The organism is Stenotrophomonas sp. NPDC077659, from assembly GCF_050268705.1.
GTDB lineage: Bacteria > Pseudomonadota > Gammaproteobacteria > Xanthomonadales > Xanthomonadaceae > Stenotrophomonas.
This window is the reverse complement of record NZ_JBNNHG010000027.1, coordinates 1-15,081: the sequence shown is the minus strand read 5'-3', so window position 1 is coordinate 15,081 and position 15,081 is coordinate 1. Positions and strand designations below refer to the sequence as shown.

Genomic DNA, 15,081 nt, shown 5'->3' with positions numbered 1-15,081 from the left:
GCGTGCCGGTGTTATAGTTGCATACAACACCAGTCACCTGAGACAGGGGGAACCATGAACATCTGGATGCGACGCCGCCATGCCGCACCTGCTTCCATCGCCCTATCGGCGCTGTTGGCCGTGCTCTGGCTGGCCCTGCCGCCGCCGGCCCCCGCCTTTCCCGACAACACTCCGCAGGACGCAGCACCCTTCACGGCCGGGAACGCCGAACCTTCTCCCCCTCCCCCGCGTCGGCTGCACAGCTCCCTGTCCATGCCGTACTTCTCGTTCGCACAGCCGCTGACCCCACGGAGCTGAACATGAGCGACATCCAGTGGAGCGACGGCGCTCCCATCTACCGCCAGCTGAAGGAGCGCGTGATCGCCATGATGCTCGACGGAATCCTCAAGCCGGGCGATGCCCTGCCCTCGGTGCGCCAGGTGGCCGCCGACTACCAGCTCAACCCCATCACCGTTTCGCGCGCCTACCAGGAACTGGCCGATGAAGGCCTGGTCGAGAAGCGCCGCGGGCTGGGCATGTTCATGACCGAGGCAGCCGCCACGCAGCTGCGCAGCAGCGAGCGCGAACGCTTCCTCAATGAAGAATGGCCGGCCGTCCTGGAGCGCATCCAGCGCCTGGGCCTGAGCCTCGACGAATTGCTGCCCCAGGGGAAGATCTGATGAGTACCGTCGCAAGCGAAGCTGTCATCACCGCCAAAGGCCTGCGCAAGGCCTACAAGAACACCGTTGCCCTCGACAACGCCAGTTTTTCCATCCCGGCCGGCCGCATCGTCGGCCTGATCGGGCCCAATGGCGCCGGCAAGACCACCGCATTGAAGGCCATCCTCGGCCTGACCCCGGTGGAAGGCGAACTGTCCGTGCTGGGCCGCGACCCGCGCCTGCACCGCGATGAGCTGATGAAGGACATCTGCTTCATCGCCGACGTGGCCGTGCTGCCGCGCTGGCTGAAGGTGCGCGAAGCGATCGATTTCGTTGCCGGCGTGCACCCGCGCTTCGACCGCGCCCGCTGCGAACGCTTCCTGGCCAACACCAAGCTGCAGCCCAAGCAGCGCGTGCGCGAGCTGTCCAAGGGCATGATCGTGCAGCTGCACCTGGCCCTGGTGATGGCCATCGATGCCCGCATCCTGGTGCTGGACGAGCCGACCCTGGGCCTGGACATCCTGTACCGCAAGGAGTTCTACCAGCGCCTGCTGGAGGATTACTTCGACGAACAGAAGACCATCATCGTCACCACCCACCAGGTGGAAGAGATCGAACACATCCTCAGCGACGTGATGTTCATCCGCGATGGCCGCGTGGTGCTCAGCGCGGAGATGGACGAGGTGGCCGAGCGCTATACCGAACTGCTGGTGGGCGCAGAGCAGCTGGAAACCGCGCGTGCACTGAAGCCGATCGACGAGCGCAGCCAGGCCTTCGGCAAGACCGTGCTGCTGTATGACGGCGTGCCGCGCAGCCAGCTTTCCACCCTGGGCGAGATCCGCAACGCGGGCCTGGCCGATCTGTTCGTCGCTGTCATGAAGGGGACCTACGCATGAATGCCGTCAACCATCCGGTCAGCCCCGCAGGCACCCTGCGCTGGCTGCTCAAGCGCGAATACTGGGAGAACCGCGGCGGCTTCTTCTACGCCCCGCTGATCGCCGGCATCGTCTCGCTGCTGATGAGCGCTGTGGGCATCGGCCTGGGCCTGTTCGCCCTGCACCGCGCCGCCCGCGACGGCGGCCTGCACGTCGACGGCGAGAACGTGAACATCAACGGCCTGGACCTGGCCCTGCTGACCCAGAAGATCAGCGCCAAGGACATGGCCGACCTCGGCAACGGCCTGGATTTGACCTTGCTGCTCAGCTCCACCTGGCCCTTCCTGGTGCTCGCCTTCGTGGTGTTCTTCTACTGCCTGGGCGCCCTGTACGACGATCGCCGCGACCGCAGCATCCTGTTCTGGAAGTCGCTGCCGCTGTCGGACACCCAGACCGTTCTGTCCAAAGCGATAAGCGCCCTGATCATCGCGCCGCTTGTGGCCACCCTGGCCGCCGTCGCCACCATGTTCGGCTTCCTGCTCATCATCAGCATCGTCGCGGTCACCCACGGCGGCAGCGCGACCACCCTGATCTGGGGCCCGGCCAGCCCACTGACCCTGAGCGCAGGGCTGCTGACCGCCATCCCGGTGTACGCGCTGTGGGCCCTGCCGACGGCCGGCTGGCTGCTGCTGTGCTCGGCCTGGGCCAAGAGCAAGCCGTTCCTGTGGGCGGTCATGCTGCCGCTGTTCGCCGGCATCATCGTCAGCACCACCAAGCTGATGCATGCGTTCGACATGACCACCGGCTGGTTCTGGCAGCACATCGTCGGCCGTCTGCTGCTGGGCACGGTGCCGGGCGTGGACCTGGTCTACCGCCTCGCCGCGAGCGACGACGCCAAGAGCGTCGAATCACTGACCGCGCTGATGAGCCCGGCCGAGCAGCTCAAGACCCTGGCCATGCCCGACCTGTGGATCGGTGCAGCGTTCGGCGTCGCCTTCATCATCCTGGCCATCCGCCTGCGCAAGCGCGCCGGCGAAATCTGATCCCTTTCCGGAGAGACCACCATGCGTACCCTGCTCGCCTGTAGTGCCCTGTTGCTGCTGTTGCCGCTGTCGGTGCGGGCCGCCGACACACCGAACTGCAAGTTCTCCGCGCCGCGCTCGCTGAAGCTGGACGCTACTGGCGCCAAGGCCGTGGTGTTCGAAGTCAACCAGCACGACCTGAAGGTGATCGCCAGTGCCGGCGGTGGCCAGCTGGACGGCCGCGCCTGTGCCTCCGATCAGAGCTGGCTGCAGCAGCTGGTGCTGGACCAGCGCCGCGAGGGCGACAAGCTGGTGGTCCGCCTGCGCCGCGACGGCCGCTCCAGCCTGAGCATGGGCAACACCTACGCCTGGCTGGACATCCGCGGCAGCGTGCCGGACAACCTGCCGCTGCAGTTCCGCATCGGCTCCGGCGATGCCAGCATCGACAACGCACAGTCGCTGAGCATGGACATCGGCTCCGGTGACGGCGTTGCCCGTGGCACCCGCGGCAGCGTGCATGCCGCCGTCGGCTCGGGCGACCTGGACATCGACGGTGCCGCGTCGCTGAACCTGCTCTCGCTCGGCTCGGGTGACGTCAAGGCCCGCACCATCGGCGGCGACGTCGTGGTCGGTACCGTGGGGTCAGGCGACCTGAAGGTCAGCGACGTGCGCGGCAACGCGCGGCTGGACACGGTCGGCTCGGGCGACATCGGCTTCCGCCAGGTGAAGGGCAACATCGAGATCGGCGTGATCGGCTCCGGCGACGTGGACATCGACCAGACCGGCGGCAACGTGCACGTGCGCAGCCACGGTTCGGGCGACATCACCGTCAATGGTGCCGGCGGCAGCCTCGCCGTCGACCACAGCGGCAGTGGCGAGGTCCGCCATCGCGACATTGGCGGCAAGGTCACCCTGCCGCGCGGCAAGTAAACCATCCATTGCCTTGAGGGGAACGCCATGAACCTGCTGCGCCTGATGCCTGCCGTCCTGCTGTGCCTGCCGCTGATCGCCTGTGGCGACACCTCGTCCTCGTCGTCCTCCACCGATAACTCGCCGGGCAAGGCGGTGGCCGAAGCCACCGGCGGGATCGGAAAGACCGTCAAGGAAGCTACCGACAAGGCCCGCGAGGAGATTGCCAAGGGCAACATCAATATCTCCTCGGACACGCAGCCGCGGGCGGAAATCACTCCGGACGGCCGACTGCTGATCGACGGCAAGGAAGTGGAGACCACTGCGGCCCAGCGTCGCCAGCTGCTCGACTACCGCGGACACATCGCCGGCATCGCCCAGGACGGCATGGAGATCGGTGTAGCCGGTGCCAGGCTCGGCGCCAGCGCGGCGAGCGAGGCGATCAAGGGCGTGTTCAGTGGCGACACCGACGGCATCGAGAAGCGCATCAACGCCGAAGCCGAGAAGATCGAGGCGCAGGCCAAGCAGCTGTGCAACCGGCTGCCGGCGATGCTGGCCAGCCAGCAGGCACTGGCCCGCGATCTACCGGCATTCAAGCCTTACGCGACCATGGACCAGAGCGACATCGACGACTGCGACAAGCACAAGGTCGTCAACCGCTGACCCTGTAACACGTCCCCGCACCCGGCCGGCAACCTGACCCATTGCCGGCCGCACCGGGCCCGCCCGGGCTTACAATGGCGGCCCCGATGCACCCGATTGAACCGCCATGAAGAAACTGTTGCTGCTGCTGGTCGCCCTGCTCTGCCTGGGTCTGGCCGGCTGCGACCAGGACTACCGCAACCACCGCGCCGAACGCGGCAAGCCCAAGATCTCCGTCAGCGACAGCATGGTGACCGTGCGCCGCCAGCCGGCACCGAACATCATCATCCTGCCCGACGGCACGATGAAGATCGACGAGATCCAGATCCCGCTCAACGATGGCCAGCGGCAGATGCTGCAGACGATGTTCGGAAAACTGCAGGTGCTGCGCCAGAACACCCTGGTGGCCGCCCCCGCCGACCCCGACATGCAGCCAGTGAAGATCCAGCCACCGGACGGCATGGAGGTGATCCCGCCGGATCTGGTGCAGACCATCCCGGAGTTCAAGGATTACACCGAGACCTTCAGCAACATCGTCGCCGACCGTCGCTGAAATGAAAAACGCCGCCCCGGGGGCGGCGTTTTCGTTCATCCGGCCATCCGCCGGGCATGGCCCGACACTACCTTACCTGTAGAGCCGAGCCCATGCTCGGCTGTCTCCCCGCCGCTCGGCTGTCCGGCCATCCGCAGGGCATGGCCCGGCACTACCCGATCAGCCGCCAGCGCCACCGCCGCCGGCCTGGATGCCACCTGCAGTCAGTGCGGTCGGGTCCAGCAGGCGGCGCAGTTCGGCTTCGCCCAGGCCGCTGTCCTCCACTGCCACATCCAGCACCGGGCGCTGCTCCTTGTAGGCACGCTTGGCGATGGCTGCGGCCTTCTCATAGCCGATGATCGGGTTCAACGCGGTCACCAGGATCGGGTTGCGCGCCAACGCTTCGGCCACGCGGTCCTCGCGCACCTTCAGACCGGCAATGGCGCTGTCAGCCAGCAGGGTGGATACGTTGGCCAGCAGGCCGATGCCATCAAGCAGGTTCACTGCAATCAGCGGCAGGGTGACATTGAGCTGGAAGTTTCCGGTCTGCCCGGCCACGGTGATCGCCGTGTGGTGGCCGATCACCTGCGCGCAGGCCATCACCGTCGCCTCGGGAATGACCGGATTGACCTTGCCCGGCATGATCGAGCTGCCCGGCTGCAGCGCCGGCAGTTCGATCTCGCCCAGCCCGGCCAGCGGGCCGGCATTCATCCAGCGCAGATCATTGGCGATCTTGATCAGGGCCACCGCCAGAGCATTGAGCTGGCCGGACAGTTCCACGGCATCGTCCTGCGCGGCCAGCCCTTCGAACTTGTTTTCGGCGCTGTCGAACTTGAAACCGGTCTGCTGCTTGAGGGCCTTGGCAACCTGCGAACCAAAACGCGGATCGGCATTGATGCCGGTGCCGATGGCAGTGCCGCCCAGCGGCAGGCGGCGCACGCGCTTGAGGCTGTCCTCGATGCGCTCCTGCGCCGACGCCAGCTGCGCCGACCAGGTACCGAACTCCTGCTCGAAGGTCAGCGGCATCGCATCCATCAGGTGGGTGCGGCCGGTCTTGACCACCTTGCGCAGACTGCGGCCTTTCTTGTCCAGGGCCCTGCGCAGGTGCACCAGCGCCGGCAGCAACTGTTCGTGCACGGCCAGCACTGCCGACACGCGCAGCGCGGTCGGGATCACATCATTGGAGCTCTGCCCCTGGTTGACGTGGTCGTTCGGGTGCACGGTGGTCTTGCCCGCCTTGCCGGCCCGATTGGCCAGGGTGGCGATGACCTCGTTGGCATTCATGTTGGACGAGGTGCCCGAACCGGTCTGGTAGACATCGATCGGGAAATGCGCGTCCCAGTCACCGGCCGACACTTCGGCTGCGGCAACCTGGATGGCCTTGGCCACGACCTTGGGCAGGTGGCCCAGCTCGGCGTTGACGCCAGCGGCGGCGCCCTTCACCAGGCCGAGGGCGCGGATGAAACCGCGCGGCATGCGCTGGCCCGAGACCGGGAAATTCTCCACGGCACGCTGGGTCTGCGCGCCCCACAGGGCGTCGGCAGGCACCTGCAGCTCACCCATGCTGTCGTGCTCGATCCGGAACCCGGGCGTCTTGCCCTTGCTTGCAGTTTTGCTCATTGCATCAACTCCGCATTGCTTCTGTTGGGGAAAGGAAAGCGACGGCTGGCAAGGAGTCACTTCCCGGGCTGGCGGCTGTGCCAACGATACTCCCTTGCCCGCAGCATGGGATCCCACAGGTGGCCCCCACCGTCCGGCCGGTAGCGCCGGGCCATGCCCGGCGAGCGCGCAGCGCGGCAGCTCTGCGCGTCGTAGAATATGCCCCCCGCCGCTCGCCCCAGCCCTGCCGACATGTCCGATTCCGCCCTGCTCGCCCTGTCCCCGCTCGATGGCCGCTATGCCGGCAAGGTCGACGCCCTGCGCCCGATCTTCTCCGAGTACGGCCTGATCAAGGCCCGCATCACGGTCGAGGTGGAATGGCTGTTGGCCCTGGGCGCCGAGCCGGGCATCGTCGAACTGGCCGCGTTCTCCGAGGCCGCCACCACCCGCCTGCGCGCCCTCGCCGCCAACCTCACCCCGGCCCAGGCCGCACGCGTGAAGGAGATCGAGCGCACCACCAACCATGACGTCAAGGCGGTGGAGTACTTCATCAAGGAACAGCTGAAGGACGATGCCGAGCTGGCCCCGGCACTGGAATTCGTGCATTTCGCCTGCACCAGCGAGGACATCAACAACCTCAGCTACGGCCTGATGCTGGAACAGGCCCGCCGCGAAGTGCTGCTGCCAAGCCTGGATGGCATCGCCGCCACCCTGCGCACCCTGGCCCACGCCCAGGCCGCACAGCCGATGCTGTCGCGCACCCACGGCCAGACCGCCTCGCCCACCACCCTGGGCAAGGAGCTGGCCAACGTGGTTGCCCGCCTGGAGCGCCAGCGCAGGCAGATCGCCGCGGTCGAACTGACCGGCAAGATCAACGGCGCGGTGGGCAACTACAACGCCCACGTGGCCAGCTACCCGGCCGTGGACTGGCCGGCCTTCGCCGAGCGTTTCGTGACCAGCCTGGGCCTGGTGTTCAACCCGTACACCACGCAGATCGAGCCACACGACAACATCGCCGAGATCGGTGATGCCGCCCGCCGCGCCAACATCATCCTGATCGACCTGGCCCGCGACATCTGGGGCTACATCTCGCTGGGCTACTTCAAGCAGCGCCTGAAGGAAGGCGAAGTCGGTTCGTCGACGATGCCGCACAAGGTGAACCCGATCGATTTCGAGAATGCCGAGGGCAACTTCGGCATCGCCAACGCGCTGTTCGAGCATTTCAGCGCGAAGCTGCCGATCAGCCGCTGGCAGCGCGACCTGACCGATTCCACCGTGCTGCGTGCACTGGGCACCGCGTTCGGCCACGGCCTGGTGGCACTGGATTCGCTGGCCAAGGGCCTGGGCAAGCTGGAAGTGAACCCGCAGCGCCTGGATGCCGATCTGGATGCGGCGTGGGAAGTGCTGGCCGAAGCCGTGCAGACGGTGATGCGTCGTCACGGCCTGCCGAACCCGTACGAGCAGTTGAAGGCGCTGACCCGTGGCCAGGGCATCACGGCCGAGTCGATGCGCGCGTTCGTGGAGACGCTGGCGCTGCCGGAAGACGCCAAGCAGGCGCTGCGTGAGATGACCCCGGGTAGTTACACCGGCCTGGCTGAGGCGCTGGCGAAGAAGATCTAAGGGGTTTCCTTGCGGCGGCGGCCGCGTGCGCTGCCTGCGGCAGGCTTTACTGCCAGGGCAACGGCAACGGCAACGTCAAAAGCGGCTCTGGGTTATGCCGTGCCTGGCGGGGCGGGTTGGGTTCGCGGGACACGCCGTGAATCCATCCTTGGAGGCTCGTAGGCGCCATCCATGGCGCCTGCGGTCCCGCGAACCCAACCCGCCCCACCTCTGACAGATTCCCGGTGACGGATGAGTAGATCCACGCCATGCGTGGATGACGTTGTCGGGACGGAATTTGAAAGAGGGACGCGGCTTCGCCGCGTCCCTCTTTGCTTTTGGCCTTTCTGTAGAGCCGAACCCATGCTCGGCTGCCTTTCGCATGGACAACGGCACGAGCAAGCGCAGCGCGCGACCCGCCGTTGCCTTTGCTTTTCTTCTTCCATTCCGTGGCGGGCCGCGCAGGAAACTGTCAGGGGCCGGGCGGGTGGGCTGCGCGGGGGCGTGAGCCGCATGGATGCGGCGACCGAGCTTACATGGACGTACTTGCAGCGTCCCCCGCGCAGCCCACCCACCCGGCCAAGCGCGGCTTTTGCTTGTGAACCCACACCGCCACGAGGGGCTCAGCCGTTGGCCGGATCCCCCCGCGACAATCCCGCGCACGTGCGCAATGCCCGCGAACGGCGGACAATGGAGATCTCAGGCGGCCCGCCACGCCGCCCCTCCCGCTTTCCGCTGCAAGGAATCCCCCATGGCCGCCCGCAAGTCCACCGCTCCGCTCATCGAAGTCACCGCCCGCCCCGGCCAGCCGCTGGGCATGGCCCCGGCCACCTTCCTGCGCGACTTCTGGCAGAAACGCCCGCTGCTGATCCGCAATGCCTTCCCCGATTTCCAGACCCCGGTGCAGCCGGAAGACCTTGCCGGCCTGGCCTGCGAGGAAGGGGTGCTGGCGCGGCTGATCGAACACGACAAGACCCAGGACAGCTGGCGCGTGCGCAGCGGTCCGTTCCAGGAAGACATCTTCCCCGCCCTGCCCGACCACGATTGGACCCTGCTGGTGCAGGACGTCGACAAGTGGGACCCGGACGTGCGCGCCCTGATCGAGCACTTCAGCTTCCTGCCGCGCTGGCGCATGGATGACGTGATGATCAGCTTCGCCGCCACCGGCGGCTCGGTCGGTGCCCACGTCGACCAGTACGACGTTTTCCTGCTGCAGGCCTACGGCCACCGCCGCTGGCAGATCGACGCCAGCGAATCGATCAAGGGCAGGCGGCCTTTGCTGGACTTCCGCCCGGACGTGGAGCTGAAGCTGCTGCAGGTGTTCAAGCCCACCCATGACTGGGTGCTGGCACCGGGCGACATGCTGTACCTGCCGCCGAACGTGCCGCATCACGGCGTGGCCGAAGATCCCTGCCTGACCTTCTCCTTCGGCATGCGTGCGCCGGCGTCGGCCGAGTTGATCAGCGACTACCTGGACACCCTCATCGCCGATGCCGACGAGAACATCCGTTACCAGGATCCCGATCTGAAGATGCCGGCCGATCCGAATGAAATCGACACGGTGGCGATGGCGCGGGTGATCACTGCACTCAACGCCATCCGCATGAACGACCCTGACAAGCTGGGCGACTGGTTCGGCCGTTTCATCACCACCTACCGTGCGGCGGGTGAAGTGATGGCCCACCAGGCGGCACCGGCAGCAGAGGAAGTGGTCCAGGCCCTGGCTTCGGGCCTGCTGCTGCAGCGCCACCCGTGGGCACGCCTGGCCTGGCGCCGGGCCAAGCGCGGTGCCAGCCTGTATGTCAGCGGCCAGGATTTTGCCCTGCCGGTGAAGGACGCGCAGCGCCTGGCCGGTGCCGAGCAGCTCGACGCAGCGGCCTACCGGGGTCTGTCCGACAAGGGCCGCGCGGTGCTGCAGCAGCTGCTGGTCGGTGGCGTGTTCCAGCTGATCGACCCGAACGAGGTCTATGACGCCGAGGACGAAGACGAGGACGCGGCGGTGCTGGGTGAAGTGGTCGAAGGCCACGACCAGGTGGCCGAACTGCACGACGAGGTGGTATCCGACGATGTCCACACCGTGACCGTGCACGACGATGGCATCGAGGTCATCGTCAACTTCGAAGACCACGACGAAGACGACAGCGGCAACGGTCACGCCTGAGCCATGGCCACGATCCGGGTCCAGCAGGTCAGCCACGCCGATGCCCACGTCGCCATCCACGACGTGCGGCAGCGGGTGTTCGTGCAGGAACAGGGCATTGCCGCCGAACTCGAACGCGATGCCCTGGACCCGGTCTGCGCCCACGTGCTTGCGCTGGATGCCGATGGCCAGCCGGTCGGCACCGGGCGCCTGGCCCCCGATGGCCGCATCGGACGCATGGCGGTGCTGGCCAGCCAGCGCAGCCAGGGCGTGGGCGAGGCCCTGCTTGAGGCCCTGGTGCAGGCCGGGCGCCAGCTCGGCCTGGCCGAGGTGCACCTGCATGCACAGCTGCCTGCGCGGGATTTCTATGCCCGACAGGGCTTCCTGCCCGAGGGCGAGGTGTTCGAGGAGGCCGGCATCGGCCACCAGCAGATGCGCCGCCGGCTGGGCGTGGCCAGCGCCATCGACAGCCGGGCCGAGGCCGTGGCCATCACCACCGCCATCATCCACCGTGCCCGGCGCCAGTTGTGGCTGCACAGCCGCCAGCTCGACCCTGGGCTGCTGGATGCGCCACCGGTGCAGGCGGCACTGCGCCGCTTCGCCACCACCCGCCACGACAAGCAACTGCGGGTGATGGTGCACGATGCCGCTGCCATCGCGTCGGCCGGGTCACCGCTGCTGGCCCTGGCCCAGCGCCTGCCCAGCGTGATCCAGTTCCGCCAGGTGAGCGACCCCATCGACCGTGCACTGGCCTCGGCCTGTCTGGTCAACGATGCAGGCGACTTCTACTTTCGTCTCATCGGCCATCGCCTCGACGGCGACGCCGGCATTGCGCTGCCGGCACGTTCGCAGCCGTTCGAGCAGCAATTGCAGCGCATCTGGGACCATTCGCGCGATTGCAGCGAATTGCGCGTGCTCGGCATCTGAGCGGCGCAGTCGCGGACAAACCTGTCTGGGAGCGACATCGGGGGGCGTGCAATGCCGCCAGCGGTGCCCCTTCGTGTGCGGATGGGGGTACAATTTGGCTGTTTGAACGCGCCCGTGCAGGGCTATTCATCTTCCTGCAGGGTCCTTCTGAAGCCATACCCCACAAAGCGAATCAACACCCTCCATCGTGGACAATCAACTGAAGCAGTTTGCGCAATCTTCGCAACTCGCCGGCGGCAACGCCTCCTATGTCGAGGACCTGTACGAGCAGTACCTGGTCTCCCCGGATAGTGTCGATCCCAAATGGAAGACCTACTTCGACGGCTTCAAGGGCCGCGAAGCAGGCGACATTCCGCACTCGGCCGTCATCTCCCACATCGCGGACGCGGCCAAGGATGCGCTGAAAGCCGGCACCGGTACGGGTGCGGGCGACGAGCGTGAGCGCAATGTCGGTCGTCTGATCACCGCCTACCGTTCACGCGGCCACCTCGATGCGCGCCTGGACCCGCTGGGCCTGACCACGCCGGTCAACACCCCGGACCTGGGCCTGCCGTTCCACAGCCTGTCCGACGGCGATCTCAACAGCGAGTTCAGCACCGGTGGTGTCGGCGGCCAGCCGCGCATGAAGCTGCGTGACCTGCTGGCGCGCCTGAAGGCGACCTACACCGGCTCGATCGGTGCAGAGTTCATGCACATCGCCGAGGTGGAGCAGCGCCAGTGGATCTACAAAAAGCTGGAACTGGCCGGTGGCAACTACCAGCTGGACGCTGACACCCAGCGCCGCACGCTGGAACGCCTGACCGCCGCCGAAGGCCTCGAGCGCTACCTGCACACCAAGTACGTCGGCCAGAAGCGCTTCTCGCTGGAAGGCGGCGATTCGCTGATCCAGGCCTTCCGTGCCGCCAACGACGTGCTGCAGGGCGCCGTGCAGGGCATCGCCGATCTGATCGTGCGTCCGGGCCTGATCAACGTCGACTTCGCCGACGTGCGCACCGTCATGTCCGAAATGGGCCTGGCGATGATGGGTACCGGCACCGCCCGTGGCGATGACCGCGCCCAGGCCGCCGCCGAAGCCGCCATCCAGAACCCGCTGCTGGACGATGTGAACCTGGCCGGCGCCAACGGCATCCTGGTCAACATCACCGCCGGTGCCGACTTCACCATGGCCGAGTTCGACGAGATCGGCCGCACCATCGATGGCTTCGCGTCTGAAGATGCCACCGTGGTGGTGGGTACGGTGCTCGACCCGGACATGCAGGACGAAGTGCGCGTGACCGTGGTCGCCACCGGCCTGAACCGCGTCTCGGCCAGCAAGAGCCAGCGTCCGGGCGAACGCGCCCCGATCAAGCTGGTGCGCAATGCGACCACCGGCCAGCCGGAATTCGGTGATTTCGACAACGGTGGCGACGCCGTGTCCAAGGCCGTCGGCGGCATGGGCCTGGGCCTGCGCCGTGCCAGCAGCGACAGCGTGGCCGCTTCGACCCCGTCGGCGCCGGCCTCCTCGGCCCCGGCCGCGGCTGAACTGCCCAACGATTACCTGGACATCCCGGCGTTCCTGCGCCGCCAGGCGGACTAAGGGAGCTGCCCGGGGCTTGTCCCCCCCGGGTTGCGCCACCATGTCCTGAAAATGCAGGCGCCGGGCCAGGATGGGCCCGGCTGCCTTGCTTCACGCGTGTCCCACCGGCAGCCGCGACGGGCTTTCAGCCGGGGTATGGGGGCCTGCGTGTTAATCTAGTGTGTCATTTCAGGTCTGCCCCCATGATCCAGCAACGCACCCTCAAGAACACGATCCGCGCCACCGGCGTTGGCCTGCACAGCGGTGACAAGGTCTACATGACCCTGCGCCCGGCACCGGTCAACCACGGCATCGTGTTCCGGCGCGTGGACCTGGACCCGGTGGTGGAAGTGCCGGCCAAGGCCGAACTGGTCACCGAAGTCACCCTGTGCACCGGCCTGACCTGCAATGACGCCAAGGTCCAGACCGTCGAACATCTGATGTCGGCACTGGCTGGCCTGGGTGTGGACAACATCATCGTCGAACTGTCCTCGGCCGAGCTGCCGATCATGGACGGTTCGTCCGGCCCGTTCGTGTTCCTGCTGCAGTCGGCGGGCATCGTGGAACAGGATGCGCCCAAGCGCTTCATCCGCGTGCTGAAGACCGTGGAAGTGACCGAGGGCGACAAGGTGGCCCGCTTCACCCCCTACGAGGGCTACAAGCTGGGCTTCACCATCCAGTTCGACCACCCGATGATCCCGGCCAAGCAGTCGCGCCAGGAAATCGAGTTCTCCACGATGGCCTACACCAAGGAAATCTCCCGCGCGCGCACCTTTGGTTTCATGCGTGACCTGGAGTACATGCGCGAGCGCAACCTGGGCCTGGGCGGGTCGATGGACAACGCCATCGTGCTGGACGAATTCCGCGTGCTCAACGAAGACGGCCTGCGTTATGCCGACGAATTCGTGCGTCACAAGATCCTCGACGCCATCGGCGATCTGTACCTGGCCGGTGGCCAGGTGCTGGGCGCCTATGAAGGCTTCAAGTCCGGCCACGCGCTCAACAACAAGCTGGTGCGTGCGCTGATGGCCGATGCCACCGCCTGGGAATGGGTGACCTACGAGTCGCCGACCGCCGAAGATCCGGTGGTGTACGCGGTTCCCGCCTACGCCTGACTGCCGCAGGTTGTTGAAATAAAAGCAGAAAGCGCCGCCTCCCAGGGCGGCGTTGTCGTTTCCGGGCGCGGCGGGCTGAATGGTGCAGCGCGTGACGCAACTGTAGGCACCGGATCACGGTTTTGTGAACCAGAGCGGGGGAAAGCCTGAATATAACGATTATTTAACAACAATCTAACGACTCGACCACTCTGGGCGGCTAGGATGCGACCCGGCCCCCGAAAATGTTTCACGCTGCGGTGACACGCGCGACGGGGATCGGAGCGGGATGCTCCGTTGTTCTCAGGACCCTTGCTTCGGTTTGACCGGGGCATCCTGCAGGGCCGCCAAGGCGTCGCGTAGCCCTTTGTGCGTGGCGGCTGAAACTGCGTGGGGGCCATTCCGGTTGTCGTGCGCTGGGGAGCGCGTGGGGGTGGATGACGCAGTCTTGATGGTCACCCTGGTGGCCTTCAGCCCGATGGACCGGGCCGCGTCGAGCAACTGGGCTTCGGCAAGCCGCAATTTGGCATGCCAGACCGGGGATTCGACGAGAAAAACGAGGTGTTCCCCGTCCACATTGGCCAGCCGGCAACGGTTGCGCAACGCGGGCGGTAACTGGGGGCGCAACTGACGGTCCAGCGCATCGAGCCACAGGGCACGACGCAGAGGGTTCCCGCTTTTGTCCGCCATCACTGCATCCAGCGCCGGTTTCGGCCTGGTCGCGGGACGAACGCTGGATTTCGGCTCAGACATGAAAACTCACTGATGGCATTCAAAAAGATCGTAATCAAAACGCGTGAAGGGCAGGCCAAATCGCCGATCGCGCGTCTGCGGTTCTATTTCGAGGACCGCCCCCGCGCCCTGCTGGGCAGCGTGCTCGGGGTAGGCTGCATTATCGGCCTTGCTGGCGGCATTGGCGCCAGTGCGCTCAATGATTCGCGCCTGCAGGCCAAAGTCGACCGCCAGGAAGCCGAACTGGCCAAGGTCCAGCGCGATGCGCAGACCCAGGTCAACGCCCTGGCCGCACGCCTGGGCGAGCTGCAAGCACAGGCCACCCGCCTGAACGCCCTGGGCGAGCGGCTGACCCAGATGGGCAAGCTGGAAGACGGCGAGTTCGACTTCAACGAGACCCCCGGCCTGGGTGACGGCGATGCCGGCGGCCCGACCTCGGACATCCCGGTGAAGGACGTCAACGCCGACTTACAGGTGCTGGAGCAGCGCTTTGCTGCTTCAGGCCGCCAGTTGTCGGTGATGGAATCGCTGATGTTCGACCACCAGCTGCAGCAGAACGCCGTGCCCTCGCGCATGCCGATCCGCAACAGCTACGTGACCTCCGGCTTCGGTACCCGTGCCGACCCGTTCGGCCGCGGTGCCGCCACCCACAAGGGCATGGACTTCCACGCCAAGGTGGGCGACCCGGTGATGGCCGTGGCCGATGGTGTGGTCAGCTTCTCCGGCGTGAAGGGCGGCTACGGCAACGTGGTCGACGTCGACCATGGCAACGGCTATGTCACCCGCTACGCGCACAATTCGCGCCTGGTGGTGAAGG

At 66.5% G+C, this 15,081-nt stretch carries 13 protein-coding genes and 2 pseudogenes; 13 read left to right on the top strand and 2 right to left on the bottom strand.

What is annotated here, in order from left to right:
• Positions 1 to 299 precede the first annotated feature (299 nt).
• The 6 genes from ACQKDV_RS06215 (at position 300) to ACQKDV_RS06190 (ending at position 4,639) form a co-directional block, all read left to right on the top strand.
• Complete coding sequence (locus ACQKDV_RS06215) at positions 300 to 659, top strand: GntR family transcriptional regulator (protein WP_150455070.1); 360 nt, start codon at positions 300 to 302, stop codon at positions 657 to 659.
• On the top strand, positions 659 to 1,534 hold the full coding sequence (locus ACQKDV_RS06210; protein WP_427782895.1) for an ABC transporter ATP-binding protein: 876 nt from the start codon (positions 659 to 661) through the stop codon (positions 1,532 to 1,534). The genes ACQKDV_RS06215 and ACQKDV_RS06210 overlap by 1 nt, the downstream gene beginning before the upstream one ends.
• A complete protein-coding gene (locus tag ACQKDV_RS06205; protein ID WP_427782894.1) occupies positions 1,531 to 2,556 on the top strand; it encodes a hypothetical protein in 1,026 nt (341 codons plus the stop codon). Before ACQKDV_RS06210 ends, ACQKDV_RS06205 begins: the two co-directional genes overlap by 4 nt.
• Positions 2,557 to 2,577: 21 nt before the next feature.
• Positions 2,578 to 3,465: a GIN domain-containing protein gene (locus tag ACQKDV_RS06200; protein ID WP_427782893.1), complete on the top strand. Its 888-nt coding sequence runs from the start codon at positions 2,578 to 2,580 to the stop codon at positions 3,463 to 3,465.
• 27 nt (positions 3,466 to 3,492) lie between these two features.
• On the top strand, positions 3,493 to 4,107 hold the full coding sequence (locus ACQKDV_RS06195; RefSeq protein WP_427782892.1) for a hypothetical protein: 615 nt from the start codon (positions 3,493 to 3,495) through the stop codon (positions 4,105 to 4,107).
• A gap of 106 nt (positions 4,108 to 4,213) precedes the next feature.
• Entirely contained in the window at positions 4,214 to 4,639 is a 426-nt protein-coding gene (locus ACQKDV_RS06190) for a hypothetical protein (RefSeq protein WP_427782891.1), read from the top strand.
• Positions 4,640 to 4,798: 159 nt separating this feature from the next.
• Here ACQKDV_RS06190 and ACQKDV_RS06185 read toward each other — a convergent pair whose 3' ends face one another.
• On the bottom strand, positions 4,799 to 6,238 hold the full coding sequence (locus tag ACQKDV_RS06185; RefSeq protein ID WP_427782890.1) for a class II fumarate hydratase: 1,440 nt from the start codon (positions 6,236 to 6,238) through the stop codon (positions 4,799 to 4,801).
• A gap of 231 nt (positions 6,239 to 6,469) precedes the next feature.
• Here ACQKDV_RS06185 and purB point away from each other — a divergent pair, with 231 nt between their 5' ends.
• From purB to lpxC, 6 genes and pseudogenes are all read left to right on the top strand, one after another.
• Positions 6,470 to 7,837, top strand: a complete 1,368-nt coding sequence (gene purB / locus ACQKDV_RS06180; RefSeq protein WP_427782889.1) for an adenylosuccinate lyase — start codon at positions 6,470 to 6,472, stop codon at positions 7,835 to 7,837.
• Positions 7,838 to 8,567: 730 nt separating this feature from the next.
• Positions 8,568 to 9,977 (top strand): JmjC domain-containing protein, encoded by a 1,410-nt coding sequence (locus ACQKDV_RS06175; RefSeq protein WP_427782888.1) that lies wholly within the window; start codon positions 8,568 to 8,570, stop codon positions 9,975 to 9,977.
• Positions 9,978 to 9,980: 3 nt separating this feature from the next.
• On the top strand, positions 9,981 to 10,883 hold the full coding sequence (locus tag ACQKDV_RS06170) for a GNAT family N-acetyltransferase (protein WP_427782887.1): 903 nt from the start codon (positions 9,981 to 9,983) through the stop codon (positions 10,881 to 10,883).
• A gap of 187 nt (positions 10,884 to 11,070) precedes the next feature.
• A pseudogene (locus ACQKDV_RS06165) lies at positions 11,071 to 11,769 on the top strand (2-oxoglutarate dehydrogenase E1 subunit family protein); the annotation flags it as partial.
• A pseudogene (locus tag ACQKDV_RS06160) lies at positions 11,761 to 12,459 on the top strand (cell division protein FtsZ); the annotation flags it as partial. The pseudogenes ACQKDV_RS06165 and ACQKDV_RS06160, both read left to right, overlap by 9 nt.
• 182 nt (positions 12,460 to 12,641) lie before the next feature.
• A complete protein-coding gene (gene lpxC / locus ACQKDV_RS06155) occupies positions 12,642 to 13,553 on the top strand; it encodes a UDP-3-O-acyl-N-acetylglucosamine deacetylase (RefSeq protein ID WP_427782886.1) in 912 nt (303 codons plus the stop codon).
• Between the two features lie 282 nt (positions 13,554 to 13,835).
• On the opposite strand, the gene ACQKDV_RS06150 is transcribed toward lpxC, so the two are convergent.
• The gene (locus ACQKDV_RS06150) at positions 13,836 to 14,285 is read right to left on the bottom strand and encodes a DciA family protein (RefSeq protein ID WP_427782885.1); all 450 of its coding nucleotides are present in this window, start codon (positions 14,283 to 14,285) and stop codon (positions 13,836 to 13,838) included.
• A 12-nt stretch (positions 14,286 to 14,297) separates the two neighbouring features.
• On the opposite strand from ACQKDV_RS06150, the gene ACQKDV_RS06145 reads away from it, so the two are divergent.
• Positions 14,298 to 15,081: M23 family metallopeptidase (locus ACQKDV_RS06145; protein WP_427782884.1), on the top strand; the 784-nt coding region annotated here is incomplete at its 3' end.